This is a genomic window from Streptomyces eurocidicus (assembly GCF_002891295.1).
GTDB lineage: Bacteria > Actinomycetota > Actinomycetes > Streptomycetales > Streptomycetaceae > Streptomyces > Streptomyces eurocidicus.
In genome coordinates, this window is sequence record NZ_LGUI01000003.1 from 18500 (window position 1) to 44365 (window position 25866).

The window sequence follows — 25866 nt, forward strand, 5'->3', positions numbered from 1 at the left end:
TGCGTGACGTGAGCGCGAACGATTCGGACGACGAGTCCGGCCTCTCCGAGCGGGACCGCGCCGTCCTCGCCCTGGAGCGGCGGACCTGGCCCGGCCCCGGCGCGAAGGAGCGGGCCGTCCGGGAGCGGCTCGGCATCACGCCGACGCGCTACTACCAGCTGCTGAACGCCCTGCTCGACGACGAGCGGGCGCTCGCCCACGACCCGGTCACGGTCAACCGGCTGCGGCGGGTCCGCGACGCCCGCCGCGAGCGCCGGTAGCCGCTCCCCGGCGAAGGGGGGCGGAAAAGGAACCCCCATCACCGATGCCACCGTCCACCTCCGCACCGTCGAGGACGAACAGAACGTCCAACCCCTCCCACGACGACACCAAAACCATGCCCGACCAGCGGAAACTCAGTGACCACATCAGGAAGACAACGGCTTCTCAAGCGTCGGCCGGGCTGATTTCAGCCCGGCCGACGCTTGAGGCCACCGCGCGGTAGCGCGGAAAAGGGGGCTCGGAGGCTCGCCCCCGGTCACGGGAAGGGCCGGGGCTGGGGAAAGATCCGCCCAGCGGGCACCGGCAAGGGGCAGCCGCCCGCGAACCACGTGGACTAGACCTTTCACCACGCCACACGCGACACTGTCCCCGTGAACCACGTCATCGCCCTCGACGTAGGCGGCACCGCCATCAAGGCCGCCCTCGTCGCCCCCGACCACCGCCTCCTCCACGAGGCCCGTCGGCCCACCGGCCGCGAGCGGGGCCCGGAGGCGGTCGTGAGCGGCATCCTGGACTTCGCCGCCGAGCTCCGGGAGCTGGGGCGGCAGCGGTACGGCCGGCCGGCCGAGGCCGCGGGCGTGGCCGTGCCGGGCATCGTCGACGACGAGGCGGGCACCGCCGTCTACGCCGCGAACCTGGGCTGGCGCGACGTCCCCCTCCGCGACCTGCTGAGCGTCAGGCTCGACGGGACGCCCGTCGCGCTCGGCCACGACGTCCGCACCGGCGGCCTCGCCGAGGGCCGGGTGGGCGCGGGCCGGGGCGCCGACCGCTTCCTGTTCGTACCGCTGGGCACGGGCATCGCGGGCGCGATAGGCATCGACGGCCGCATCGAGAAGGGCGCCCACGGCTACGCGGGCGAGATCGGCCACATCTCCGTACGCCCGGGCGGCCCGGAGTGCGGCTGCGGCGGCCGCGGCTGCCTGGAGACCCTGGCGTCGGCGTCGGCGGTGTCCCGCGCCTGGGCGGCGGCGAGCGGCGACCCGGACGCGGACGCGGCGGACTGCGCCAAGGCCGTGGAGTCCGGCGACCCGAGGGCGCGGGAGGTCTGGCGGGAGGCGGTCGACGCGCTCGCCGACGGCCTGGTCACCGCCCTCACCCTGCTCGACCCGAAGACCTTGATCATCGGCGGTGGGCTGGCCGAAGCGGGGGAAACCTTGTTCGCTCCCCTGCGCGCCGCCGTCGAGCGGCGGGTCACATTCCAGAAACTCCCCCTGATCGTCCCCGCCGCGCTCGGGGACACCGCCGGCTGCCTGGGCGCGGGTCTGCTCGCCTGGGACCTGCTGGCCGCGCAGCAGCCCACCACTCCCACGGAGGTATCCGCCTGATGGTCGAACGAACGGTTCTCGCCGGTGCCCGCGTGGTGCTGCCGACCGGCGTCGTGGCGGGGGGCCACGTCACGGTGGAGGACGGCCGCATCGCCGGGTGCGGGGTCCAGGACCCGCCGGGCGCGCGGGACGGACAGCGCACGCTCGACCTCACCGGCCACTGGATCGTCCCCGGCTTCGTCGACGTGCACGTGCACGGCGGCGGTGGCGCGTCGTTCTCGGCCGGCAGCGCGGAGGAGGCGCTGACGGCGATCCGTACGCACCGCGCGCACGGCACCACGACCATGGTCGCGTCCACGGTCACGGGCGACCTGGACGACCTGGCGCGGCAGGCGGCGGTCCTCTCGGAGCTGACCGAGCAGGGCGACCTGGCGGGCATCCACTTCGAGGGCCCGTTCATCTCCCCGCACCGCTGCGGCGCGCACCAGCCGGAGCTGCTGCGGGACCCGGACCCGGCCGACGTGCGGAAGCTGGTGGACGCGGCGCGCGGCGCGGCCCGGATGATGACGCTGGCCCCGGAGCTGCCGGGCGGCCTGGACTCGGTCCGGCTGCTCGCCGACCTCGGCGTGATCGCGGCCGTCGGCCACACGGACTCGACGTACGAGGCGACGCTCGACGCGGTCGAGGCGGGCGCGACCGTCGCGACGCACCTCTTCAACGCGATGCCGTCGCTGCTGCACCGCGCGCCGGGCCCGATCGCGGCGCTGCTGGAGGACGACCGGGTCACGGTCGAGCTGATCAACGACGGTACGCATCTGCACCCGGCCGTCCTTGAACTGGCGTTCGCCCGCGCGGGCGCGGACCGGGTCGCGTTCATCACGGACGCGATGGGCGCGGCCGGGATGAACGACGGGATGTATCCGCTCGGCCCCATGAGCGTCGAGGTCAAGGACGGGGTGGCGCGCATCGCCGACGGCCCGACGGCGGGTTCGATCGCGGGCTCGACGCTGACGCTCGACACGGCGTTCAAGCGGGCCGTGACGGTCGACCGGCTGCCCGTCGAGGACGCGGTACGGGCCCTGTCGGCGAACCCGGCGCGGCTGCTGGGCGTCGGCGACCGGGTCGGCTCGCTGGAGCCCGGCAAGGACGCGGACCTCGTCGTGCTCGACGCGTCGTACGACCTGGTGGGCGTGATGCGCAAGGGCGAATGGGTGGTCTCTCCCGAAGCGCGGTAGTTTCTCCCGCCCCTGACGGGGCATCGAACAGCGGCGGCGGTGCCCACGGTCTGGGCCTGCCGCCGCTGTTTTGGCATGATCGCTCGCGCAGTCGTCATACAGCAGCCGTCATACGGCGGTCGTCATACGGCGGTCGTCATACGGCGGTCGTCATACGGCGACACACCGCAGACACCGCACGGACACCGCACCGACACCGCAGAAGCACCGCCGTCGACACCGCCGTCACGCCGGCCTGGTCATGGGAGAGCCGCCGATGATCCTTACGGTCACGCTCAACACCGCGCTCGACCTGACGTATCACGTCCCACGCCTGGAGCCGCACGGCTCGCACCGCGTCACCGAGGTCACGGAACGGGCGGGCGGCAAGGGGCTCAACGTGGCGCGGGTGCTGGCCGCGCTGGGGCACGACACGGTCGTCACGGGGTTCGTCGGGGGCTCGACGGGCAGCACCGTGCGCCGCCTGCTGGCCGAGAGCGCCCCGAGCGAGGGCATCGCGGTCGGCGGGGTCGCGGGTACGGCGGGCAGGCTGACGGACGCGCTCGTCCCGATCGGCGGGCGTACGCGCCGCACGGTCGGCGTCGTGGACGCCTCGACGGGCGACACCACCCAGCTGAACGAACCGGGCCCGGACGTCACGCCCAAGGAGTGGGCGGGATTCGCCGACGCCTACGCCCGGCTCCTGCCGGAGGCCCGCGCGGTGGCGCTGTGCGGCAGCCTGCCACCGGGGGTCCCGGTCGGCGCGTACGCCCTGCTCGTACGGAAGGCACGGGCGCTGGGCGTGCCGGTGCTGCTGGACACGAGCGGCGAGCCGCTGCGCCGCGCGGTGGCCGCGCGCCCGGACGTGGTCAAGCCGAACGCCGAGGAACTGGCGGCTCTCACGGGCTCCACGGAGCCGCTGCGGGCGGCCCTGGACACCAGGCGGCGCGGCGCCCACGCGGTCGCGGCGACGCTGGGCCCGGCCGGGATGCTGGCCGTGACCCCCGACGGGACGTGGCGCGCGGCACCGCCCCGCCGGATACCCGGCAACCCGACGGGCGCGGGCGACTCGGCCTCCGCGGCCCTGCTGTCGGGCTGGGTGGAGAACCTTCCGTGGCCGGACCGGATCGCGCGGGCGGTGGCCCTGTCGGCGGCGACGGTACGGACGCCGGCGGCCGGGGAGTTCGACGCGGCGGCGTACGAGGCGCTGTTGCCGCAGGTGAAGGTGGCACAGGCGTAGGACGAGGGGGCGGCGCGAGCGCGGGCACGGGCACGGGCCACCGCGCGGAACGCACGAGAACCCACACCGGCAGACCGCGACCCACAGCCCACAGCCCACAGCCCACAGCCATGAACCGCCCCTGAACCGTCCCGTCACGGAAGGCCGCTCATGCCCCTGGTACGCACCGCCGAACTCGTCACCGCCGCCCGCGACACGGGCCGCGCGGTCGTCGCCTTCAACGTCATCACCCTGGAGCACGCGGAGGCGATCGCGGCGGGCGCGGAACGCGCGGGCGCGCCGGCGATCCTTCAGATCTCGGAGAACGCCGTGAAGTTCCACGGCGGGGACGTGGGCCCCCTCGCGGCCGCGACGGCGGCCGTGGCGGCGGCGTCCGGGGCCCGGCTGGCCCTCCACCTCGACCACGTCGAGTCCCCGGACCTGCTGCGCGCGGCGCACGCGCACGGCTTCGGCTCGGTCATGTTCGACGCATCGAAGCGCGGCTACGGGGAGAACGTCAAGGCGACGGCGGAAGCGGTCCGTTGGGGCCACGAACGCGGCATCTGGGTGGAAGCGGAACTGGGCCGCGTCGGCGGCAAGGCGGACGAGCCCCCGCTGGACGCCCACGCGCCGGGCGTCCGCACGGACCCGGCGGAGGCGGCGGCCTACGTGGCCGACACGGGCGTCGACGCCCTGGCCGTGGCGGTGGGCAGCACCCACGCGATGACCACCCGCACGGCGGCCCTCGACCACACCCTGATCACGGCCCTCCGCGAGGCCGTCCCGGTCCCCCTGGTCCTGCACGGCTCGTCGGGCGTCCCGGACGGGGAACTCCGCCGCGCGGTGGCGGCGGGCATGACCAAGATCAACGTAGGCACGGCCCTGAACACGGCTTTCACAGGCGCGGTACGGGCGTTCCTGGAGGCCCACCCGTCGACGACGGACCCGCGCAGGTATCTGGTTCCCGCGCGGGAGGCGATGACGGGGGCGGTGGAGGGGTTCCTGCGGGCGGTCGCGGGCTGAGGGCTACCTCGGCGCCAAGGAGACCCAGTCGAGGTGCGACTCGCACTTGTTGCCGCTCTCGCAGGAGATCTTGACGGTGTTCTTGCCCGCCTTGAGCGTCACGTACTGCCAGGACGTGTACCAGACCTCGCTGTAGGCCGTGGAGCCGTAGTTGCGCATCGCTATCGACCGGTCGTCGCGCTTCCCGTTAGTGGTAACCGAGAGGCTGGCGTCCGTGCCGGGCACGCCGTAGCGGAGGTTCAGCTTGTACTCGCCCGCAGCCTTCACCTCCACCTCCCACTCGATTCCGGCACCCGGCTTGTTCATGCCCTCGATGTAGGTGTTGCCGTCGGCCTCGGCGCCCTTCACGTCCTTCGCCGTGGTCGCCCCGCCCAGCAGCCGCAGGCTGGCCGCGTCCCGCTTCTGGAGCCCCGCCGCCGAGGGATTGCTCGGCTGCTGCTTCTTCTCCGGCTCCTTGGGCTTGTCGCCCTTCTTCCCGTCGTCCTCGGCCGGCTTGTCGTCCCCGCCGCCCGTCGCCCCCGCCTGCGTGCTGCTCTTGCCGTCGCCGCTGTTGGTCATCATCGCGACGCCGATCCCGCCCGCGACCACCGCCACGACGGCGATCGCCGCGATCAGCAGCCCGCGCCGCTTCGGGCGCGGGGCGTGGCCGCCCGGGGCGGCCGGGGGCATCGGCTGGCGCGGGGCGCCGCCCGGGAGCGTCTCCGGGGCCGCGTAGTGCGGCGCCGGGGACTGCTGGCGCGGGGGCTGCGGGCCGTACTGGCGGGAGCCGACCGGGCGGACCTGGTGGTACGAGGTGCGGGGGACGCCGGGCCGGCGCTCTTCCGGGCCGCTGTCGGCGCTGTTCCCGTCGCCGCCTTCCGAGCGGTACAGGTGCGCGAACGGGTCGTCGTTCTCCGGCGTTCCCGTGCCGTTATTACCGGCCGTCATCCCCTGTCACTCCCAACCTGGTATGACCATCGGCGCCCACGTGCGTACGCGTCAGGGACCGCCGCTGCCGAGCCGGGGCGGCCCGGGAGGCTCAAACGGTCCGGATGGCCAAAAATTCACGATCATTCACGGTACGCGGCGGTGCCGCATCGGCGCAGCCTACCCCGATACGGCGATACCACGCCCTGGTACGGACCTCAGCCCGCCCGCCGCCCCGCCTTGGCCCGTGACCGCTTTTCGACGTACATCCGCTGGTCGGCGGAGTGCAGCACCTCGTCGGCGGACATTCCGCAGCCCGCCCAGCCGATCCCGAAACTCGCGCCGACCCGCACGGCCCGCCCGTCGACCCTTATCGGCGGGACGATCGCGTTGCGCAGCCGCGCCGCGAGGTCCTCCGCGTCGGCCTGGCCCAGGCCGTCCGCCAGCACCACGAACTCGTCGCCGCCGAGCCTGGCCACCGTGTCGCCGTCGCGCACGCCGTTGCTGAGCCGCCGGGCGACCTCGATGAGGACCGCGTCCCCGGTGTGGTGCCCGAACCGGTCGTTGATGGACTTGAAGCCGTCCAGGTCGCAGAAGAGGACCGCGAGCCCCTTCGTCCCGTCCTCCTCGCCGTCCTCGTCCGGCGCGACGGCGTGGACATGGCCGGGATACGTCGTGCCCACGCCGCAGCCCGTGCCGCTGTGCTCCGCGCCGAACTCGCCGGTCGCGCAGTCCGGCGCGCAGTCGTTGGCGTACTCCGGCGGATAGTCCGCCCCGGGCTCGGCGCCGAAGCCGTGCTGCCCGTATTGCCCGAAGCCCCCGCCCTCCGCCTCGGCGAAGGCGTCGAGCGCCCCGTACGGCGCGATGGCCGCCACGGGTGGCTCGCCGCCGGGCGGGGTGCCGCACAGCCGGCTGCTGAGCCGGGCCCGCAGCTCCGCGCTGTTGGGCAGGCCGGTCAGCGAGTCGTGGCTGGCGCGGTGCGCGAGCTGGAGCTCGTGCCGCTTGCGCTCCTCGATGTCCTCGACGTGGGTGAGGAGGTAGCGCGGCCCGTCGGCGGCGTCGGCGACCACCGAATTGCGCAGGGACACCCAGACGTACGTGCCGTCCCGCCGCGCAAGCCGCAGCTCGGCCCGGCCGCCCTCGGCCGAGGTGCGCAGCAGGGTGCCGACGTCCTCCGGGTGGACGAGGTCGGAGAAGGAGTAGCGGCGCATCTGGGAGGCGGGGCGGCCGAGGAGCCGACAGAGCGCGTCGTTGGTGCGGTGCAGCCTGCCGTGCTGGTCGCCGCCCATCTCGGCGATGGCCATGCCGCTCGGCGCGTACTCGAATGCCTGGCGGAAGCTTTCCTCACTTGCGCGGAGTGCCTGCTGCTCCCGCTCCAGACGGACCAGTGCCCGTTGCATGTTTGCGCGAAGACGAGCGTTACTGATCGCAATCGCGGCCTGGAAGGCGTACATCTGGAGCGCCTCCCGGCCCCAGGCGCCGGGACGGCGTCCGTTGCGCGGCTGGTCGACCGAGATGACGCCCAGGAGTTCGCCGCCGGCCGCGCCCGCGGTGTACATCGGGGCGAAAAGGCGGTCCATGGGGTGCCACTCGTCGGGGAACCGCGGCGCGGGCCCGGCGGTGTGCCACTGGGGCACGTCGTCGTTGTCGAGGACCCAGCCCTCGGTGTACGGGATGAAGCACAGCGAGCCCCACCGGTCGGCCATCGCCAGGCGCCGCTCCCACGACACCCGCGAGCCGACCCGGCCCGCCATCAGGGCCTCCGCGCCCGCGCTCCCGGCGACGGCGGCCACGACCAGATCACCGTCCGGACGTACGAGGTTGACGGCCGAGAGCTCGTACCCGAGCCCGGTGATGATGCCGTCCGCGACGGTCTGCAAGGTGTCCGCGAGGCTGCGCGCCGTGTTCAGATCGGCGACCACTTGGTGCAGGCCCCGCAAGGTGGCCAGGCGGACATACGGCTCCGACTCGGTCTCCATCTTCGCTCTCCCCCGAGACCTCGACAGCAACTCCAAAAGCTTCTTGTCGTCCGTTTACCACGGCCACTGAATCACAGCGAGCTGACCACTCGGTACACAGGGTCAACAATTACCGCCCTCTGTGACTCATGTCACACTGCGTGATGAAGTACTACCACTGGCGTTCGAGCGCGCTCTTATGCTTCGTGAACGCAAATCCGTAAGCGGAGCAATCCATCCCTACAGACGCCGTGCGGCCCCCGCCGGATGCCCGTCGGTGGATGTTCCGGAGGTTTACGGGGGTTTCCGGGGGCGCGCGACCGGCCGACGGGCGCCATTCCGGCCGACCGGGGGATCGGATTCGGACGCCGGGCGAAATGCTTACGGCACTCTTCGGTCACGCTTCGAGCACCCTTTAGACACCCTTTTGACCTAGGACCGTCCTGGTCCTGAAGCCCGATGCGGCAGACCTGGCCGGACGGCTAGCGTGCACAGCGTGTTGCAGACGACTTCGCCCCACGAGACCGCCATACCCCATGCTGAGGGGGTGAGCGCCGATGACTTCCGAGCCGCCCTGGGCCGCCTCGCGGCAGGTGTGGTGCTGGTGACCGCCCACGACCCGGAGCACGGCCCGCGCGGCGAGGACGTCGGTATGACGGCCACCGCGTTCCTGTCGGTGTCGCTCGATCCGCCGCTGGTGATGGTCAGCGTCCGTAACGACTCCCGGATGGACGACCTCCTGGAGCGGCAGCCCCTGTGGGCGGTCTCGGTGCTCTCCGAGAGCCAGCGTCATATCGCCGGACGTTTCGCGATGAAGGGGCGCATCAGCGACAGGCTGCTCTTCGAGGACATTCCGTATGAGCGCGGCGAGGCGGTCGGCGCACCGCTGGTGCGGGGCGCGCTCGCGGTGCTGGAGTGCCGTACGGAGCAGCGGGTGCTCGCCGGGGACCACACGCTGGTGATCGGCCGGGTCCTGACGGCGACGGCACCGGCCACGGAGGGCGGACCGCTGACGTACTTCCGGGGGAAGTACCGGCTGCTGGGCTGAGGCCGTAGGGGGGGCCGCAAGAGGCTGAGACCGTAAAGGACCGGGCGGGGGCGTAAAGGCCGAGGCCGCAACGGGACGCGGCCCGCGACGGCGGGGCCCAGCCGGACGAGGGGCCCAGCCGGACAGGGGGCCCAGCCGGACGGTGAGGGGCGCCCTACCCCCAGTCCCGCCCCGAACGGCCCCGCTTCGTGTCCGCCCGCTGCTTCTTCTCCCGCAGCCGCCGTTCGTTGATCCCCCGGGGGATCTTCGTCGCCCGGCGGGGCCGCGGCGGCGGCGCCGTCGCCTCCGCGAGCAGTGAGGCCAGCCGGACGGCCGCGGTCTCGCGATTGCGCCACTGGGACCGGTGCTCCGACGCCCTTACGGTGACGACGCCGCCGACGAGCCGGCTCGCGAGCCGCTCCAGGGCCCGCTCCTTCCACACCTCGGGCAGGGAGTTCGTGGCCGCGAGGTCGAAGCGCAGCTCGACCTGGCTGTCGCTGGTGTTGACGTGCTGGCCGCCGGGGCCCGAGGAGCGCGAGAAACGCCACTGGAGCTCGGCCTCCGGCAGGGAGACCGCACCGCGGATGACGTAAGGACCGGACATGCCTCCCATGATCCCGCGTCGGAACCCGGCGCGTCACCTCGTTTTGCGCCTCGTGCGCGGTGGCGGCGCATCAGGAATTGGCAAAGAAAGTAAAGCAGCCTGGAACCCTGGGTCCCCCTTACGGCGTTAGTCAGGGTGACGGTGGCCGCATGGCCGCGACGCACTCAGAAAGGGACCATCCCCATGGCTGTAAGCCTGTCCAAGGGCGGCAACGTCTCCCTCACCAAGGAGGCCCCGGGCCTGACGGCCGTCACGGTCGGCCTCGGCTGGGACGTCCGCACCACCACGGGCACGGACTTCGACCTCGACGCGAGCGCGATCGCCGTGAACCCGACGGGCAAGGTCTACTCCGACGCCCACTTCGTCTTCTTCAACAACAAGTCGACGCCGGACCAGTCCATCGTCCACACCGGTGACAACGTCACGGGCGCCGGCGAGGGCGACGACGAGCAGATCAACGTCAACCTGGCGGCCCTCCCGGCCGACGTCGAGAAGATCGTCTTCCCGGTCTCCATCTACGACGCCGTGAACCGCAGCCAGAACTTCGGCCAGGTCCGCAACGCGTACATCCGCATCCTCAACCAGGCCGGCGGCGCCGAGATCGCCCGCTACGACCTCAGCGAGGACGCCGCCACCGAGACCGCCATGGTCTTCGGCGAGCTGTACCGCAACGGCGCGGACTGGAAGTTCCGTGCCGTGGGCCAGGGCTACGCGTCGGGCCTGGTCGGCATCGCGCAGGACTTCGGCGTCAACGTCTAAGACTAGCGGCCTGACCTGCGGAAACACGGTGCTGACTGGTGCTGAGTCAGCACGGAACCAGCACCGTATTACCCTGGTCAGCACGAAGACCCCCCAACTAACCCTTGGGGGGTCTTCTTCATGTGCGGGTCAGTCGCTCGTTAGGCGGCCTGTGCCATCTCTTCTGGCCCGCTCGGGGCTCCGCCCTTGATGGCCGTGAGCTGGGGCCGCATGGCGGCTTCCATAGCCTTCCGGCCGCGTTCCCAGGACTCCGGTACGAGGTGCCCGTACGTGTCGGCGGTGATGCGGATGGACTTGTGTCCGAGCCAGCGGCTCACCTCCAGCAGTGAGCAGCCAGCGGCCAGCATGGTGGAGGCGAAGAAGTGGCGCAGGGAGTGCGGGTGGTACTTCAACCCCAGCTTTTTCATGACGCGTCGCCAGTGGTAGTAGAACCCTTCGTGGGTGAGCAGGTCTCCGGCCTTGGTCGCGAAGAACAACCCGGAGGCCGTCAAGATCGTGTGGGTTCCGAACCGCGCTACGTGGCTGGTGATCTTCTCGGCTAGCCACATGGCCAACGGAGCCTCGCGGTAGTCGCCCTCCGCGCGGTGCTTGAGCGGCACGAGGCCCTTGCGATTGCCCTTGCCGTCGCCCTTCTCCGTGGTCTGGCGGCAGACCCTGTAGACGTCGCCCCGGCAACAGTCCTCGGAGGCGGCGAACGCCTCTGAGGGGCGCACGCCCACGCCGGAGATCAGCCACACGTTCAGCTCGTACTCGTCGGGCATCTCCTCCGCGATACAGATGACCTCAGCGGGCGTGGGGATCTCGTCCGGGTCCACGGCCTTGGAAGCGGTGCGGGGGAGCTTGAGGCCCTTGCAGGGGTCCTTGGCGATACGGCCGTTGTCCACGGCGGCCTTGAACATGGCCTTCATCGGGATCACGCGGGTTTCGATGGTCGTCGCGGCCAGCCCGGCCGCGTCCATGACAGCTACTACGCGCTGTACGTCGTTGAGCGCGACTCCGGCAAGCGTCTTCCGGCCCAGGGTCGGTATCAGGTAGTTGTTCGCGAAACCCGTGTAGTCGCGCAGCGTGTTCGGCTTGAGGATCTGGGCGCCGATCCATTCATGCCACCACGCCTCAACGGTGATCTTGCCTCGGTCGGGGTCGAGGTAGACCCCAGCAACCTTGTCCGCCTCCATCTTGTTGCCGTGCGCCTCGGCCTGCTTCTTACTGAGGAACGTCTTCTCCCGCTGACGCCCGGACCGGCCACCCGGCTCCCGGTAGCGAACGGTCCAGGTGTGCCCGCAGCGCTTCCCCTCGCACGGGTAGTGCTTGTTCGTCTTACTCGTCTTGCAGGGCTGGAAAACGGTTGCCACTTTGGTTAGTTGCCTTCCTGATCCTGATGCCACTGAGTGAGGATGGCCCGCGCCTTGTCGGTGAGCTGCTTCCCGTCCCACAGTCCGAGTTCTTTAGATCTTTTGATGCGCTCGGACATGGTGGCTTTGCCGATCCCCAAACGGCCGGCTAGCTCGGCTTGCGGCGCGGTGGTGCCGGTGGCGCGCATGCGGGCCAGCTCTGCGACGAGGAGCGTGTAGTCCTCCTCCGCCCGGCAGCGCGCCGGGACGGGGTAGGCCGCGTTCATCGCCCGGTCCTCTTGCTTGGCCAAGGCGGCGCGGGCCTGTGCCTTGATCTCCGCAAGTGGGATCTGCCGCAGCAGCGCGGCGGGGATGCCGTCTGTCTCCTGCGCCTCGTCCATGAGGCGGAAGATTTCGCTCTCCGGGTCGGAGCCACCGATACCCAAGCGGATTACCAGCTCGGATGGCCCGTTGAACGGGGCATGCACAGGGCAGCGTGCCGTCACCATCCAGGGCCCGTAGATGCGATGCCAGACCAGCTCGCCGCCGTGGCGTGTCCACTCGGGAGGCGCGGTGTTGTCGTCAGGTGTGTTCACGGCGACGACACTAGCGCTACCGAACCAGGTGCGGCAGGTTCGGAAGTGTGAGGGTCGACACATCTTCGAACTGCTTGCAACAGGTTCGGAGTGCCGTAATGTGGGGCGTCCGGTCGACAACGGGGCGGAATCGCTGCCCACCGGATACCACCGATAGGAGACGGAGTGAGCTCGGGGGCGAGCCACATCACCTGGGAGGCGGGCTGCCTGTGACGCACAGCCTGATGACTGTTGATGACGTTGCCGACCGGCTGAAGGTGCCGAAGTCGTGGGTGTACGACAACTGGAAGCGGGAGGAGATGCCGTTCCGGAAGATCGGCCAGTCACTCAGGATCCGGCCGAATGATTTGGAAAAGTGGTTCGATCGGCAGACAGCTTGATTTGTTTCGTTGGAATTCTGGCCCCCGAGGCGACTCGGGGGCCTTTCCATGCGCGAGAGGTTCCGTGACCGAAGAAAACGTCATTATTCCCCCGCTGAGCGAGAAGAAGCGGAAGAAGCTGGAGCGGCGGGCCGACGAGTTCCTGGACGCTGCGTGTGACGAGGTGTGGGAGCAGTGGCCGGGGCGCTGGCCAGAGGGGGAAGAGTCGGAGTTCGAGCGAATAGCAGCGGCCCACACCGGCATGGTTCCCCTGAGTGCAGCTCCCATCGTTGCTGCGTTGCCGGGCTTCGACCCTCAGACGGCACGCAGCATCACGCGAAACCTCATGCAGGAGCGCCCGGGGGCGGGAGAGTCCAGCGTGCTCGCTCAGTTTCTTGACGCGACGGACGTCAGCGACACGTACGGGTCCGGGTTCGCGGTGGAGCGTCGGAACTTTCCCTCTGAACAGTGTCGGTGGAGTAGCTGCGCAGAGCCCCTGTATGCCCCTGAGGCGTCACGCGGGAGAGGGAAGCCCCGGAAGTACTGCACCACCCACAAAAAGGCCGCCAGCACCCGCAGGAAGGCGCGTCAGCGCCGGGGGGTTCTCGTCGGCAGAAACAGGAACCTGGTCTACCGATTCCACGGCCTGGAGCAGCAGGATCTCTCCGGGTATCGGGAATTGTGGAGCCGCGTCAACACTCCGACGGTGTGACCAGCATGGGGCCGCTTCCGGGCGGCCCCTCCAGTCGTGTCGCGTTAATTCAGAGCTGGTGGAGGGAGTTCCCTCTGGGGCCATGCACACTCGGCGGTGTGCCTCTGGCACGGCCTGCGGGCCGGGCAGTTCCTAAGTCGTCATGAGGCTCTGCGGATACCTTCCTGTGAGAGGCAACGTAGGGAAACACTCCTCCCCTTGCGCCCTGCTGAGGTTCAACCGCAGTGGGGGGTAAGGGGGGCAGTGTTTTCTCTTACGTTGTCCTTTTGTGAGGTAGTGACTGACTGTTAGTTCCTGATCTCTCTCTGGTATCCCTATGTTGATCTGGCCTGTCTGGTTGCTGTGCGGCCCCTCCGAGGGGCGCCTGACCTGTTGACCGATATTCCCATCCCCTCATCACCCTCGGCCCCCAGGGCCGTCCTGACGTGGATTCTGATTCCAGGTCGAATATTTGTAAGGAGGTGTCGCCCCATGAGCGACGCAATGCCGAATTCTGAAACCCCCAACTCCGAAATCCCGAGTTCCATGCCGGCTGCTGTGGACCTCGATGCGATCCGGGCTGAGGTGATACGGGAGTACGCCGACGAACTGACGCGGGCTGAGTTCAAGGTCCAGGCTGCCGAGGCTGGAGCCAAGATCCCGGACGGATTCATGGATTACCTCGACACGTCCAAGCTGCTGGGCGAGGACGGCCTGCCTTCCGCCGAGGCCATCGCCCGGGTTGTGGAGCCGTTCACGCCCAAGGCCCCGAAGCTCCCTCAGCTCATGGGGGCCGGGTACCACCGGGGAGGCTCCTGGCCTGCCGCGCCGGTCAAGTCCCTCGACATCCGCAACCGATAACAACCCCCGGAGATAATGCATGACCTTTCCTTACCAGAATCCCGGATCTACCACCTTCACGCCGGAGATTTGGGACTCGGCACTCCTCACAGAATTTGATCCGCTGCTCGTCTGGTGCTCCCGGCTCGTCTGCAATAACAAGTACGAGGGGGATATCAAGCAGCGCGGTGACATCGTGCACATCAATTCTCTCCTGCGCCCGACCGTGGGGGATTACCGGCTTCCTGAGGGCATGACCTCACAGCGGCCGGAGACCGTTGATCAGGTGCTGGAGATCAGCGAGGCGAAGTACCTCCAGGTGCTCGTGGAGAACGCGGAGGCATTGCAGTCCGCCGGGGGCCTGAAGTCGCCGATCAACCAGCAGATGATCCGGGCCATGGCCCGCGATGCTGACACGTTCATGGGCAACGTGATCGCCAAGGGCGCCACGGCCCTCCCCGACATCAAGGCCGGTGCCGCGAACGCCCCTCAGGCCCTCTTCAGCGCCATCCTGGACATGATGCTGGCCCTCGATGGCAACGACGTCCCCGACGGCCGTTACGTGGTCGTCTCGCCCCGCGTGAAGCGGCATCTGATCGAGCATCCGGCCATTGCCAACGCTGGCGCCTACGGCGAGGGCGGCGTGACCACGAACGGCGTGGTGGCCCGTCTCGCCGGGTTCACGGTCCTGTCCACCACGGCAATGCCCAAGGGAGTGGATATCGTCGCCGGACACCCGGAGTTCAGTACGTTCGCGAGCCAGTTCCAAGGATTCCGCCTCGGCCAGTCTGAGAAGTACCGAGCCAATTACATAGATACCCTCCATTTGTTTGGTTCTAAAATCCTGCGATTCCCTGGCCTCGACACCAAGAAGGCCGACAACACCTTCGATGAGTCCAAGCCCACCAAGGGCATCGTGAAGGCCGCCGTGGAGTGGGCGGCGTAGTGCCGTGAGCCCTGGGGGTCTCTGCCGATTCGGTGGAGGCCCCCTTTTTTTGTTCGGCGCCAAGGGGCTTCCGCAGGTCAGCTACTACGTGCCTTCAAGGCACGCATACGTGGGACGTACCCCTCTTGCCTCGTGCGTGTGACCCAGAGGTCAGCCGGCCGTGGCCCAGAGCGACGAGGCGGCCCCAGGCGTGGCCGCCCACGGGTCCCTGCTACTGCGCTGAAACAGCCCCGAAAATAACCCTGTTCCGGCTCACTAGGTGTTATCCGCCGAAACCGTAACGGCCAACAGCAACATTATTACCCGGCCTACCCCGAAGAGGCTCTGCCTCAAGGGCTCCAGCGGAAATTGCTACGGGGTGAACCCGATACCCAGTGGGGAGGGTGTCCGCAAAATCGCTTCATTCGGGCCGCATTCTCGAATATTTGATACCCGTACACGGTCGGAAAGAGGCACCCCCGGTGGGTCCTATCGCCGTCTAACTAGGCATTACCCCCGGGTGTACTGAGTGAACGGCGAAACACCCTCTGACCTGCATGTTTTCCATCAGGTAATCGACTTCAAATGCCTAATGTGATCCACTTCACGCCCATCGTGGTCTTGAATTGATTTGCTGATGCTGCAAGATGAGATCAGTTCCGCCGACCATGAGTCGGGGCGGAAGAGGAAAAGCCGTAAGAGCAACGCTCCGGCCGATTACTTATCTCGACTTCAGCTATCTAAGGAATCTTGTGCGTAAGACGATCCTGGTACCCGTTGAGAAGACGTTCTGTGACGCGCATTTGGCCCGTGACGGGTCGGAGGTGGAAGCGACGGCAACCCTGACTCTGGGGCGGCACGCCTGGGATCTCTGCGTGGAACACGACGTCACGTTCGGCCGCTACCTGGTGGATGCCCTTGGAGTGCCCGGTGAGGCCGTGGCCGAGCCTGAGGCCGTGCCGGCCGAGCCTGAGCCGTCGCCGACGTCCATGAAGCCGTCGCCTGTCGCTGCTGAGGATGAGCGCGACGGCCAGGAGCAGGAGGAGCAGCCCCGCATCATCTGTCCTGCCGAGTGGCATGAGGCCCAGCGTGGACACGATGATCACCCCGTTGTCCCGGAGCAGCCTTCGGTGATGGTCAGTGGGGATGTGCCGTGGTACTCGTGGGACGACGCGCGGGAGGCGGTGCGTAACGCCGGGTACCGGGTGGTGGGGCGAGCGGACGACAGCACTGTCCTGCTCATCCTGGGTGAGGGCGGGGACCGGAACGAGATCAAGCTGCGAGACGCTGCGGAACGGTCGATCCCCTGCATGGACGTGCGTGCTCCGGGGCGGTTCCGTGACGCGGTACGGGCCGGTGAGCTGGTCGGTGGTGACCCGCTTCCCGAGCCTGTCAAGGTCGGCCCCAAGGTCATGTCCGAGCGTGAGCGCAACCGTGTGATCCGGGCGTGGGCCCGTGAGAACGGCTGGCCGAACCTCCCCGCTCAGGGACGCGTCCCGATGCACGTCCGGCACTGCTGGGACCTCGCACAGCAGGACACCGAGGGAAAAGCGGTCGCGGCCTGAGAGCCGCCCGCACCGCGCCGGGCGCACTGAGCGCCCGGCGCCCCCGGCCCCCAGCCACCCAACCCACCCTGTTCGAGATAGAGGCGCCATGAGCACCCCGGTTCTCTACGGTCCGATCGGCCGGGCCGTCCGCAAGATCGCCCCCTTCGTGGAAGCAGACGCCCTGGGGGTGTACGTGGCCGCTCTGTCGATGTGGTCGGCCGCCATCGGCGGCACGGTCAAGGTCTCGTCCCGTGGCAGCGCCCGGCCCGTGCTGCTGTGGTCCGCCCTCGTGGCCGGTACGGGCAGGGGCAAAGGGACCGCACTGCGGGCCGCCCTCCACGTCCTGGACCCGTCTCTGGGCCGGTTCCTCGCCACCCACACCACATCCGGGATCACGTCCGGGGCGAGCATAGTCAACCACCTGTGGGAGCAGCAGGAAGCGACCACCGAGACCGAACGGGGCCGTGATGTCCGGGCCCTGGTGGTGGAGGAGGAATGGACGGAGGTGCTCAAGCGGGTCAAGCGGGACCCGTCGTTCACCACGAAACTCCGGGCCGCGTGGGACGGCACGACGCTCCGCAACACCACCAAGGAAGAGGCCCAGGAGATCCGGGACCCCGCCATGGTCCTCCACTCCCACATCACGCCCTCCGACTGGGCCCGCTACGTGGGCGAGTCCGAGGCGGCGGGCGGCTCGTACAACCGCATCCTGCCCTTCCTGCTCCGCTCGGTGCCCATGCTCGACGACGACCGGGTGATCCTGCCGAAGCTCGACGGCAGGGAACTCTCCGACGCCTACGCATGGGCCACGGCCCGCCCCCGGGCGATCACCCTCGCCGAGGACGCCCGGCCCCTGTGGCGCCTCATCCGCCGCTACGCCCGCATCCTGGGCGAGACCCTGCCCGGAGAACAGGCCGTCTTCATCGAACGGACCGCAGAACAAACCCTCAGGGTCGCCGCCTGCCTGGCCGCCTCCGAGCGCTCCGAGACCATCACGGACGACACGCTGTTCGCCGCGTTCACCCTCGTACGCCGCTCGGTGCAGGACGCGGTCCGGATCGCCCGGGGCGCCACCACGCCGAAGGTGAAGCGGCAGCCGCTCAGCCTTGCCGACAAGGTCCGGGCCCGGATCGAGATGCACGGCGGCCGGGCAACGTCCTCCCAGATCCTCCCCTTCGTGGGGGCGACGGCCGCTGAGGTGAAGGCACTGCCGGGAATCGCCGTCACCGCCGACCGGTCAGGGAAGACCGGCCGACCGGCCACCGTTTTCACGCTCCACGGTGACACTTCCCGTCACCCGGACCGACAGCCGGCCAGCGCGGATCGTGAGGAGAACCAGGACGCTTTCCCTCACGCAGAACCGCAGCCGGCGACTCCGGAGCGCCACGGGAACCGCGCCACGGTCGTCCGCCTGGATATCTACCGCCCGGCGGCGGAGCAGCCCACCGTTCCCCAGCCGGTGAAGCGGTCGGCCGCTTCCGCACCTGCCCTCAACGACAACCCATTCCTTGCCCTGCTCTGAGACGCGAACGAACGAAGAAACGCCCCGCTTTGGCGGGGGCGTTTCTTCGTTGACGGTGACCCGGGGGGCGGCTAGGCGGCGGCTGACCTCTGCGGAAGGCACTGCGCCCCGGGATACGTATAGGGGTAGTCCTCACCACGCCACACTGCTTCGACAGCGGCCCGCCGTTCCGCCACCCGTTCCCAGTACTGCACATGCTGACCAACCAAGGGGCGGGGGAACCAGATCACCTCATCCGCCACCTCGTCCTCCGGGGCCTCGGACAGTTCGGGCCACAGAACCGGAGCCGGGGGAATCGGCACGGGGGCCGTCTGAGGGGTGATCTCCTGGGCCACACGGTGGCGGCCGTGGGTCTTCACGCTATGCCGCCCGGGGGCAGGGAACAGCAGGGCCAGCACCCATTCCAGGGCACGCAAGATACACTCGCGCATGTCGTCAGCTCCTCTATAGCTGTCGGCGAAGCCCTGGTATCCGCTCCAACGGTTACCAGGGCGCTTTGTTTTGTTGTGGTGATCACGGTACCCACGTGAGCGGCGGGGCGCCAGAGGAACCGGAGGGCCCTTCCCGGCGTCCAGGGAAGGGCCCTCTACTGCCTCAACCACCTACTTGGTGCGGGAGCCTTTCCCGCCGCTGTTCCCGTCCCGGCGGCGCGGCTCCCTCTTGCGGTTGACCGCCTCGGGGCTGTTGCAGGCGTCGCACGCACGTGCCAGCTTTGCGCCACCTGGCATCTGCTCAGTAATGAACCCAGTGCCGTAGCACTTGCTGCACATACCGTTCCCTCCTAGCTGTGCTCGACGCGCCCGGTCCCGTTGCAGTTGTCGCACTGGTTCGTCAGACCATGGTCATCGGTCTTGTACCCGGTTCCGTTGCAACTCAGGCACGGAGTATCGCCCATGGGTCCTCTCCTATGGTCGGGTTACTTTCAGAGTCCCGCTCGGCCGCCGACCGTCCTCAGGGGGCGACCGAGCGGGCGTGGTCCCCGCCCCTGCCGGGATAGGTGATGTGTAAGAGGTGCATCTACCCATGACCCGGCGGGGCGGAGCCTTTGGCGCCTTCCGACTGTCCCCCGTACAGCCGGAAGCGGGTGCTATCCCTTCTTCTTGGCGGCTTGGTCAGCCGCCCGACGCTCGGCGCGGTTCCCGTTGGGGTCGGCGGTCTTGGACGACTTGTCTTTGCGGGCGGACATTCCGTCGCCGTCCGACCCAGAGCCGCCTCCGCCTCGCTTGAAGATCACTTTCCGTCCTCTTAGGTGGTGAGCCCGGCCAGCTACCAACAACCGAGAGGTCGGCCCGACGGTGGTCGCCGGGTGGTCTACTTCCGCCCCTTGGTGGGGTCCTCGTTGTTCCCCTCACCCTCGTTGATGTCGTGTTCGAGGCCGTCGCCCTCGTCGTCGTCGGCCGGATGCCCGGGGCCACTTGCCCAACCACCCATAGGTGCACCACCCTCTTCGTGTCCATCTGGAACCCCGTCCGGACGCTGAACACCACATCCGACGTCCGGACGGGGCCTTGAAGCCCGCCCCTGTGCCGGGAGGGGGAGGAAGGGAACCCATGGGAGTTGGTGGGTTCATCCGGCGGAGGGGCAGGCGGTCTAGGGGGAGCGCACCACGTCGAAGATCGGCCTAGGGATCAGCACGACCGCCCCCTTCGGCGTACCGGCTCCAGCGCCTCGGCCGACGTGTCGCCAACCAGCGGGTACGGGATGGGCTCGCTCTCCGGCCGCTGGATGATGCCGCCCGTTCCGGTCGTGAACGCACGTCTCGTCGCCGTGTCGGCCACATGCGTCGGGTCCTCCATCACGCCCGCCCGCCGCATCTCGCTGATGCTGGCCGGCTTGAGCGCATCCGGGTCGGCATCCCACTCCCGGCCGCCTCCGGGCGCCCGCAGCTGCACGTACGGGCCCACCTTGTCCATGCGCTGCCCCAAGCGGCCCTTTCGCGTGTCCACCACCCACGCAGGGGGTTCCTGACCCGTGTTCGCCATCTGTTCGACCCTCCGTGTGTCCCATCGCCGATCGGCGGGAACTCCCTTACATAGACGAAGGGTTGCGCGCCGGTAGTCCCGCGAACAGTGCTTGGATGTTTCCAACCACCGATGGAAACGGGAGGAGTTGGGCACTATGCGCGAGGGGACACAAGACGGACCGGCCTTCTACGGTGACGAAGTCTTGGCCTCACGGGAACAGGCGGGCGTGTCGCAAAGCGCACTGGCGAAGGCGACAGGCTACAAAGTGCCTTATGTGTCCAAGGTCGAGAACGGGCACGCCCTTGGGAGCGAGCGGTTCGCCGAAGGATGTGACCGTTTTTTCAACACGGCCGGGCACTTCCTGCGGCTGCATCGCAGGATCTCGGACGCTGGGCACCCTCAGTGGTTCGCCGCGTACGTGAAACTCGAACGCGAGGCGCGGGTGATTGAGGACTACTCAACCACCTTCATCATGGGGATGCTGCAAACGCCCGCCTACGCTGAGGCCGTGTTTCGGGCCGCGTACCCCACTGAGAGCGATGCGGGGATCAAGGCGAAGGTAGAGGCTCGGCTGGCCCGTCACAGCGTGATAGAGAGGGAAGACCCTCCCCGCCTTTGGGTGGTACTCAGTGAGGCCAGTCTCCGTATGATCGTCGGCAATGCTGCGACGATGGGGGAACAGCTTGAGCACCTACTGATTGAGGCACAGGCACCCACCGTTACGGTTCAGGTCCTGCCGTTTGACGCGAGCACTCCCGCATCTCACCTGCCGCTCACGCTACTAACCCCGCACGACGGCCCCGCCGTTGTGTACGAGGAAATCCGGCACCACTCGCGTGTGGACGACTCCGCAGGGGCCGTCGCGGAAGCAAGAGATGTCTACGAGCGTCTCCGTGCCGACGCGCTGTCGCCTGATCGATCCATGGCACTGATTTACAGCATTTTGGAGGAGTTCACTCATGAGCACGCCCCCCGACCTCACCCGCGCCATATGGGCGAAGTCCAGCTACAGCGGAGGGACCGGCGGTCAGTGCGTCGAGTGGGCCCCCGGGTACGCATCATCCGGCGTCATCCCCGTCCGTGACTCCAAGACTCCCCACGGCCCCGCCCTGGCCTTCCCTGCGAGCGCCTGGGACTCGTTCATCGCGGGAGTGAAGGACGGCGGCTTCACGGCCGCCTGACGAGACTTCTGAGAGCGCACCTGAGCCCCCCGGCCGACGTTGGGGGGCTCTGTCGTGGCCAAGGTGGTTCCGGGCTCATCTGGGTCAGCACGAAGTCAGCACGGTGCCCACAACCCCACGGAAACGCTCCTGAGCGGTCCGAAGCGTGAACAAGGCATGTAACCTCTGACCAGGGCGTTTGGCCCTACTGGGCCAGGGGTGCTATGCGCCCTGGTCAGACAGGCTCCGGACTTCGGCGTCAACGTCTGACGTCCGCGTCCGCGGAAGTGAAGGAGGGGCCCCCGCTGTGGCGGGGGCCCCTCGGCGTCTCCGGGCGAGGACGCCCGCGACGGCTTTCTACCGCGTCGCCTACTGCGTCGGGTAGTGCTTCAGGAAGAGCGAGGTGGTGGTGTTACTCAGGCGATTGTTGATCCCCTGGCCGCCCGTGTAGACCTTCGTCTCGTTTCCCGCCCAGTCGGAGAGGGGCGTACCGCCTTCCGCCAGGTGCTGGAACACGCTCGGGTCGGAGTCCGCCGAACCGAACTGGAAGACATCGTCGGAATACGCGTATGGCCGATATTCCTTGTACGCTCCGCCCTGTTTTGTCTGCTTGGTGAGAATGTTGTGGAAGAAGATGTTCTGCGGGCCGGAGCTTCCGGACCATTTGACCGCCTTGTTCCCCGCACTCCAGTAGATCGGCCACCAGGTTCCGGCGTCACCGCCACCGCCTTCGCCACCGCAGTTGACGGAGCAGCGGGAGGAGGCGTGTTCGTAGGGGACGTTCACCTTGTTGTTCTCGAAGAGGTTCCGGCGCTCCCAGCCGCCGTGCAGGTTGAGGTCGGAGTCGAAATCGTTCCCGATGGCCACGTTCCCGGAGGACGACCACTGGAAGGTGAAGTGCCGGAGGTTCCGGGTCGTGTTCGAGGCATAGAGCGAGTCCCAGACGCGGGAACCGCGCATATAGCCGTTTCCGCCCTTGCCCTTGTTCCAGGCCCCGTCGAAGTGGTTGTGCTCGATCTGCAGGTTCTTGGCCACCTCGGTCACCACCGGATGGGAGCCGGCCATTTCCCCGCGGACCCCGCGCACCCATGAGTTCGCCGCCCATTTGAAGACGATGCCGTGCATCGCGTACTCGGGGGCGATGTTCCCGTAGTTGTGGACCGGGCAGTTCGGCTTCGATGCCTCGCACTGCGGGTCGGCCTGATAGCTGCCACCACCGAGCTTGGGCATCCCGTCGAGCTTCTGGGTGAAGGAGAAGTCCTCGAACCCGACATCGGTGATCATCTTGAGCGGCGTCACCTTGCTCGGGTAGGGCGCCTTGGTGCCGTCCTGCAGCAGCGGGGAACCATCGGAGGTGGAATTGACCGGCAGGTCGAATTCCAGCGGCTTGTCGATGGTGACGGTGCCTCCGGCGGCATCGACGGAAGAGATGTTGAAAACCTGCTGACGCATATGCAGGTTCTCCAGCCGGCCGGCGTTGGCGGTCGTGTCGACCTGCTGGGTCTGGTAGAACTTCAGGCTGTTCGCGGCGCCGACCCACAGGAAACCGCCGGGCTTGAACACCGACATGTTCGTCCCCGCCTTCAGGCGGATCACCCTGTCGCCCTGGCGCGCGGAGTAGTTCGCGTCCGCCGAGGAGCCGCTCAGCTCCACACCGGACTCCCAGTGCTGGTTGACCGACCCCTCGAAGATGTCCCGCCGGTTCTCCGGCAGCTTCGAGATGTCACCGCACATCCTGAGGTGCTTGGCCGACACCTCCCGCGTCTGGACGCGGAACAGTCCGCGTCCGGGCCAGATCCACCCGCCCGTTCCGACGATCTCCCCGATCTTTCCGGGGCATTTGTAGGTCATCGAGAGCTGGTCCCACCGGGCACCCTTGTCGTCCAGGGTGTCGTACGCGGTGGCCGCGTCCGGGCGGAACACCAGTCGGGTGGCGACCCCCTGGCCTCGTATCACCAGGTAAGAGGCGTCGACGGACAGCTGCTTGCTGACGTTGAGCTCCCCCTCGGGAAGCTCGATGACGGACAGCCTGCTGCGGCTCGCACCCGGGGTGCAGTCGGTGCGGATGTGGTCGATGGCCTTCTGCAGGCCCGCCGTGTCGTCGGCGCCGTCATTGGGCGACACCCCGTACTTGCTCTTCAGGTCCGACGGGCTGATCCGGCAGCGCGGCTCCCGGGTGTACGCCGAGCTGCCCGGCAGCGGTTCGCCGCCCCGGTAGCCGGCCCCGCTCCAGTCCGGCAGCCCTCCGACCGGTCCCCGGCGGTTGCCCTTGGCGAAGACCTGGCTGGCGTCGTCGAGGGTGTCCGGGGAATCGCCGGGTCTGCCGGCGCACACGGAGGTCACCGGAGTGGTGTCGTCGAGTTCGGCCACCGCCTTGGCCAGGCAGGCCGAGAGCGCCCGCTGCCCGTAGTAGTTCGGGTGGATGCCCTCCTGCTGGTGGCCCTGCGACGTCCAGCCGGCGTCCTTGGTGCCTTCGAACAGATAGGGCACCCAGCGCACCCACTCGGCGCGCTCCGCGTCGAGCGGCCGGGCCAGGGTGTGGGAGGAGTCCGCCTGCTGGGCGGCCTTCCCGCACAGTTCATGCCCGGCGAACGCCTTCTGCAGGTCCAGGAAGGAAACCTTCGCCTGGCCGGCCGCCTCGCTCAGCATGGTGCTGATCCGGGGGATCACCGAATCGCGGGCCCAGTCGGAGTCCTGGTCGAGGAACGGGCAGCCGCCGTCGGCGTAGCGCCCGAAGGGCTTGGCCGACTTCTCCGGGTAGCGGTAGTCACCGCTCGCGGGCAGCGGGTTCGGGTAGGACTGGAGCACGATCCGGTAGCTGTCGTCACCCCGGCCGGCGGCGCGCATGGTCGTGCGGATCGCGTCGAGGGACTTGATCACATCGGCCTTCGTCGTCGCCAGGCCCTCGGCGAAGCCCTGCTCCTTCGCGGCACGGCATCCGTGGTTGTTCACGGACGGGTAGAGGTATGCCTTGGCGCATTCCTGGAGGATCTCGGCGAACTTCAGGTCGTTGCCACCGATGGACAGGACGATCAGGCCGATCTCGTGGGTGTCGGCGATCTCCCGCAGGGCCTCGACCTGGGGCCGCTGGCCCTTGAACGGCTCCGAGGTGACATGGGCGGTGGTCGCCCCCGAGCAGGCGATGTTAAACCGTTTGGCCCCGGGGAACCTCGCCAGCTCGGCGCCTTGGATCTCCGCGGAGTCCGAGCGGTCGCATGCCTTGTCGCCCTTCTCGGCGTAGGAGGTGTCGCCGTAGACCCGCGCCGGGTCGTGGCCGCACTTGCTCTCGTCCGCGTTGCAGTCGACGGCCGCGCGGTCCGTGCCCCAGGCCGAACCGTCGGCATAGCTGTTGGCATTGCCCGCCCAGCGCCCGGCCTCGCCGGAGATATAGCTGTCGCCCATCGAGACGACGGCCCCGGGATTGCCGCACATGCCGGGGGCCGGCGCGGCGAGGGACCGGGAGGCGCGTGCGAACTGCTGGTAGACGGTGGGAGCGCTCCAGTACGCGTCGCACACGGGAGCCGTCACGGGGGCGAATCTCACCGGCCAGTGGTCGGAGCCGCCGTTCTTGCTGTTCACCGATACCGCGAGGTTCGTCAGCGGTTCGCTGGAGACCATGAAGTCCAGCGGGAAGCCGGACAGCTGCGTGGGGACCGGGAAACCGTCCGGCTGGCCGTTCCCGCTGGCGTAGTAGGTGGCGGGCCAGCCCTGACGGAATGTCCAGGCGTGGCTGTTGAAGTCGCCCAGCGCCCGCCACGGCTGACCGGCCATCTGCTGGTTGATGGTGTTGATCAGGGCGACGGAATGCGGATTGGGGGTGTCGCCGGAGCGGATCGATGCCGCGTGGATGTCGAAGTACCACGTGCCGTTGACCCGCACACCGACCGCGGGGCGCGACCGGATCCACTTGGCGGGGTTCGGGCCGCTGTCGACCGCCGTGATGACCTTGATGTCGGCGGGCCCGGCCAGCGGATTCCTCAGCCAGATCGCCATGGACTTCGCCGAATTCCGCTGCGCGTCCGGATCGATTTCCTCGTCGTCGTCGGAGCCCCCGGTGCCCCAGTACCTCTTGTCCAGGATGTTCAGGTACACCAGGGTCCCCTTCCTCCTGGGCTCCCCCGGATCACCCCGGCCCGCGTCGCCCCAGCCCCCGATGGAAAGCCCGTATTTCAGGCTGGGAAGGCCGGTCACGGTCTTCGAGGTGTCGCCGCGGTTGTTGAAAAGCTCCTTCGAGTCATAACCCTTGGGCGGGGTGTTGACCTCCTGGAGCGCCAGGAGGTCGGACTCCTTGGTGAGGGCGGACTGGATGTGCTCCCATCGCGTGCCGCCCTGCGCGTTGAACGTGAGGGCTCTCGTCGTGACGTCGGCGACGGCATGGGCCTGTGCGGGTGTCAGCAGCACGGCGGCGGAGGCGAGCAGCACCAGACAGAGCGCCTGCGCCATCGCCCCGATCCCCTGCGGTTGTCCTCTACGTGACGGTCTGTGCCGCTGTCCGCGGCGGGATACCGCCGCTGATATCGGTATGGACAAGTACCCGACTCCTCTTGGGTCTGGTCGCGCGCGCGATATTAAAAAATACTTAAAGTGTGGATAAAGTAGCAGCTTGCGCACGCTGCCGAAGTAACCCTGCCGAGGAGCGGACCGCCCCCCTCCCCGCCCAGGACGCCTCGCTCCCCGGCGCCTCCCCCACCGGCT

The 25866-nt window shown here is 68.6% G+C and carries 22 protein-coding genes and 1 pseudogene; 15 read left to right on the forward strand and 8 right to left on the reverse strand.

Features of this window, described 5'->3' with window-relative positions; all coding sequences use genetic code 11:
* The first annotated feature begins 8 nt into the window (after positions 1 to 8).
* The 5 genes from AF335_RS09740 to AF335_RS09760 all read left to right on the forward strand — a co-directional run bounded on the left by AF335_RS09740 (position 9) and on the right by AF335_RS09760 (position 4982).
* On the forward strand, positions 9 to 260 hold the full coding sequence (locus AF335_RS09740) for a DUF3263 domain-containing protein (RefSeq protein WP_102917961.1): 252 nt from the start codon (positions 9 to 11) through the stop codon (positions 258 to 260).
* Between the two features lie 372 nt (positions 261 to 632).
* Positions 633 to 1586, forward strand: coding sequence for an ROK family protein (locus AF335_RS09745; protein ID WP_102917962.1), 954 nt, complete (start codon positions 633 to 635; stop codon positions 1584 to 1586).
* On the forward strand, positions 1586 to 2761 hold the full coding sequence (nagA, locus tag AF335_RS09750; RefSeq protein WP_102917963.1) for an N-acetylglucosamine-6-phosphate deacetylase: 1176 nt from the start codon (positions 1586 to 1588) through the stop codon (positions 2759 to 2761). Before AF335_RS09745 ends, nagA begins: the two co-directional genes overlap by 1 nt.
* Positions 2762 to 3017: 256 nt before the next feature.
* The gene (locus AF335_RS09755; protein WP_102917964.1) at positions 3018 to 3980 is read left to right on the forward strand and encodes a 1-phosphofructokinase family hexose kinase; all 963 of its coding nucleotides are present in this window, start codon (positions 3018 to 3020) and stop codon (positions 3978 to 3980) included.
* A gap of 150 nt (positions 3981 to 4130) precedes the next feature.
* Positions 4131 to 4982 (forward strand): class II fructose-bisphosphate aldolase, encoded by an 852-nt coding sequence (locus AF335_RS09760; RefSeq protein ID WP_102917965.1) that lies wholly within the window; start codon positions 4131 to 4133, stop codon positions 4980 to 4982.
* Positions 4983 to 4985: 3 nt separating this feature from the next.
* On the opposite strand, the gene AF335_RS09765 is transcribed toward AF335_RS09760, so the two are convergent.
* Both AF335_RS09765 and cdgB read right to left on the reverse strand, forming a co-directional pair.
* Entirely contained in the window at positions 4986 to 5909 is a 924-nt protein-coding gene (locus AF335_RS09765; RefSeq protein WP_102917966.1) for a CBM35 domain-containing protein, read from the reverse strand.
* A 197-nt stretch (positions 5910 to 6106) separates the two neighbouring features.
* On the reverse strand, positions 6107 to 7867 hold the full coding sequence (cdgB, locus tag AF335_RS09770; protein ID WP_102917967.1) for a diguanylate cyclase CdgB: 1761 nt from the start codon (positions 7865 to 7867) through the stop codon (positions 6107 to 6109).
* A 475-nt stretch (positions 7868 to 8342) separates the two neighbouring features.
* Between cdgB and AF335_RS09775 the strand changes: the two genes are divergently transcribed.
* Complete coding sequence (locus AF335_RS09775) at positions 8343 to 8894, forward strand: flavin reductase family protein (protein WP_102918691.1); 552 nt, start codon at positions 8343 to 8345, stop codon at positions 8892 to 8894.
* 154 nt (positions 8895 to 9048) lie between these two features.
* Here the strand turns inward: AF335_RS09775 and arfB are convergent, their stop codons facing one another.
* Positions 9049 to 9486 carry an alternative ribosome rescue aminoacyl-tRNA hydrolase ArfB gene (gene arfB / locus AF335_RS09780; protein WP_102917968.1) on the reverse strand — a complete coding sequence of 146 codons (438 nt, stop codon included), beginning with the start codon at positions 9484 to 9486 and terminating at the stop codon, positions 9049 to 9051.
* Between the two features lie 174 nt (positions 9487 to 9660).
* Here arfB and AF335_RS09785 point away from each other — a divergent pair, with 174 nt between their 5' ends.
* Positions 9661 to 10236, forward strand: coding sequence for a TerD family protein (locus tag AF335_RS09785; protein WP_102917969.1), 576 nt, complete (start codon positions 9661 to 9663; stop codon positions 10234 to 10236).
* A 140-nt stretch (positions 10237 to 10376) separates the two neighbouring features.
* On the opposite strand, the gene AF335_RS09790 is transcribed toward AF335_RS09785, so the two are convergent.
* Positions 10377 to 11588, reverse strand: a complete 1212-nt coding sequence (locus AF335_RS09790; RefSeq protein ID WP_102917970.1) for a tyrosine-type recombinase/integrase — start codon at positions 11586 to 11588, stop codon at positions 10377 to 10379.
* A 5-nt stretch (positions 11589 to 11593) separates the two neighbouring features.
* On the reverse strand, positions 11594 to 12163 hold the full coding sequence (locus tag AF335_RS09795; protein WP_146045489.1) for a hypothetical protein: 570 nt from the start codon (positions 12161 to 12163) through the stop codon (positions 11594 to 11596).
* Positions 12164 to 12372: 209 nt separating this feature from the next.
* On the opposite strand from AF335_RS09795, the gene AF335_RS09800 reads away from it, so the two are divergent.
* The 6 genes from AF335_RS09800 (at position 12373) to AF335_RS09825 (ending at position 18047) form a co-directional block, all read left to right on the forward strand.
* Positions 12373 to 12543 carry a helix-turn-helix domain-containing protein gene (locus AF335_RS09800; RefSeq protein WP_244926978.1) on the forward strand — a complete coding sequence of 57 codons (171 nt, stop codon included), beginning with the start codon at positions 12373 to 12375 and terminating at the stop codon, positions 12541 to 12543.
* 64 nt (positions 12544 to 12607) lie between these two features.
* Entirely contained in the window at positions 12608 to 13234 is a 627-nt protein-coding gene (locus AF335_RS09805; RefSeq protein ID WP_244926979.1) for a hypothetical protein, read from the forward strand.
* Positions 13235 to 13705: 471 nt separating this feature from the next.
* Positions 13706 to 14074 (forward strand): hypothetical protein, encoded by a 369-nt coding sequence (locus AF335_RS09810; protein WP_102917972.1) that lies wholly within the window; start codon positions 13706 to 13708, stop codon positions 14072 to 14074.
* A gap of 19 nt (positions 14075 to 14093) precedes the next feature.
* Positions 14094 to 14999 (forward strand): hypothetical protein, encoded by a 906-nt coding sequence (locus AF335_RS09815; RefSeq protein WP_102917973.1) that lies wholly within the window; start codon positions 14094 to 14096, stop codon positions 14997 to 14999.
* Positions 15000 to 15730: 731 nt separating this feature from the next.
* The gene (locus tag AF335_RS09820; protein WP_102917974.1) at positions 15731 to 16543 is read left to right on the forward strand and encodes a hypothetical protein; all 813 of its coding nucleotides are present in this window, start codon (positions 15731 to 15733) and stop codon (positions 16541 to 16543) included.
* A gap of 88 nt (positions 16544 to 16631) precedes the next feature.
* Complete coding sequence (locus tag AF335_RS09825) at positions 16632 to 18047, forward strand: DUF3987 domain-containing protein (protein ID WP_102917975.1); 1416 nt, start codon at positions 16632 to 16634, stop codon at positions 18045 to 18047.
* A gap of 71 nt (positions 18048 to 18118) precedes the next feature.
* On the opposite strand, the gene AF335_RS09830 is transcribed toward AF335_RS09825, so the two are convergent.
* Together AF335_RS09830 and AF335_RS09835 are read right to left on the reverse strand one after the other, a co-directional pair.
* Positions 18119 to 18478 (reverse strand): hypothetical protein, encoded by a 360-nt coding sequence (locus tag AF335_RS09830; RefSeq protein ID WP_102917976.1) that lies wholly within the window; start codon positions 18476 to 18478, stop codon positions 18119 to 18121.
* Positions 18479 to 19675: 1197 nt separating this feature from the next.
* Entirely contained in the window at positions 19676 to 20029 is a 354-nt protein-coding gene (locus AF335_RS09835; protein WP_102917977.1) for a hypothetical protein, read from the reverse strand.
* Positions 20030 to 20165: 136 nt separating this feature from the next.
* On the opposite strand from AF335_RS09835, the pseudogene AF335_RS09840 reads away from it, so the two are divergent.
* Positions 20166 to 20933, forward strand: a pseudogene (locus AF335_RS09840) (helix-turn-helix domain-containing protein); the annotation flags it as partial.
* Between the two features lie 37 nt (positions 20934 to 20970).
* The gene (locus AF335_RS35510) at positions 20971 to 21192 is read left to right on the forward strand and encodes a DUF397 domain-containing protein (protein WP_102917978.1); all 222 of its coding nucleotides are present in this window, start codon (positions 20971 to 20973) and stop codon (positions 21190 to 21192) included.
* 348 nt (positions 21193 to 21540) lie between these two features.
* On the opposite strand, the gene AF335_RS09850 is transcribed toward AF335_RS35510, so the two are convergent.
* Positions 21541 to 25614 (reverse strand): GDSL-type esterase/lipase family protein, encoded by a 4074-nt coding sequence (locus AF335_RS09850; protein ID WP_102917979.1) that lies wholly within the window; start codon positions 25612 to 25614, stop codon positions 21541 to 21543.
* Positions 25615 to 25866: the final 252 nt, after the last annotated feature.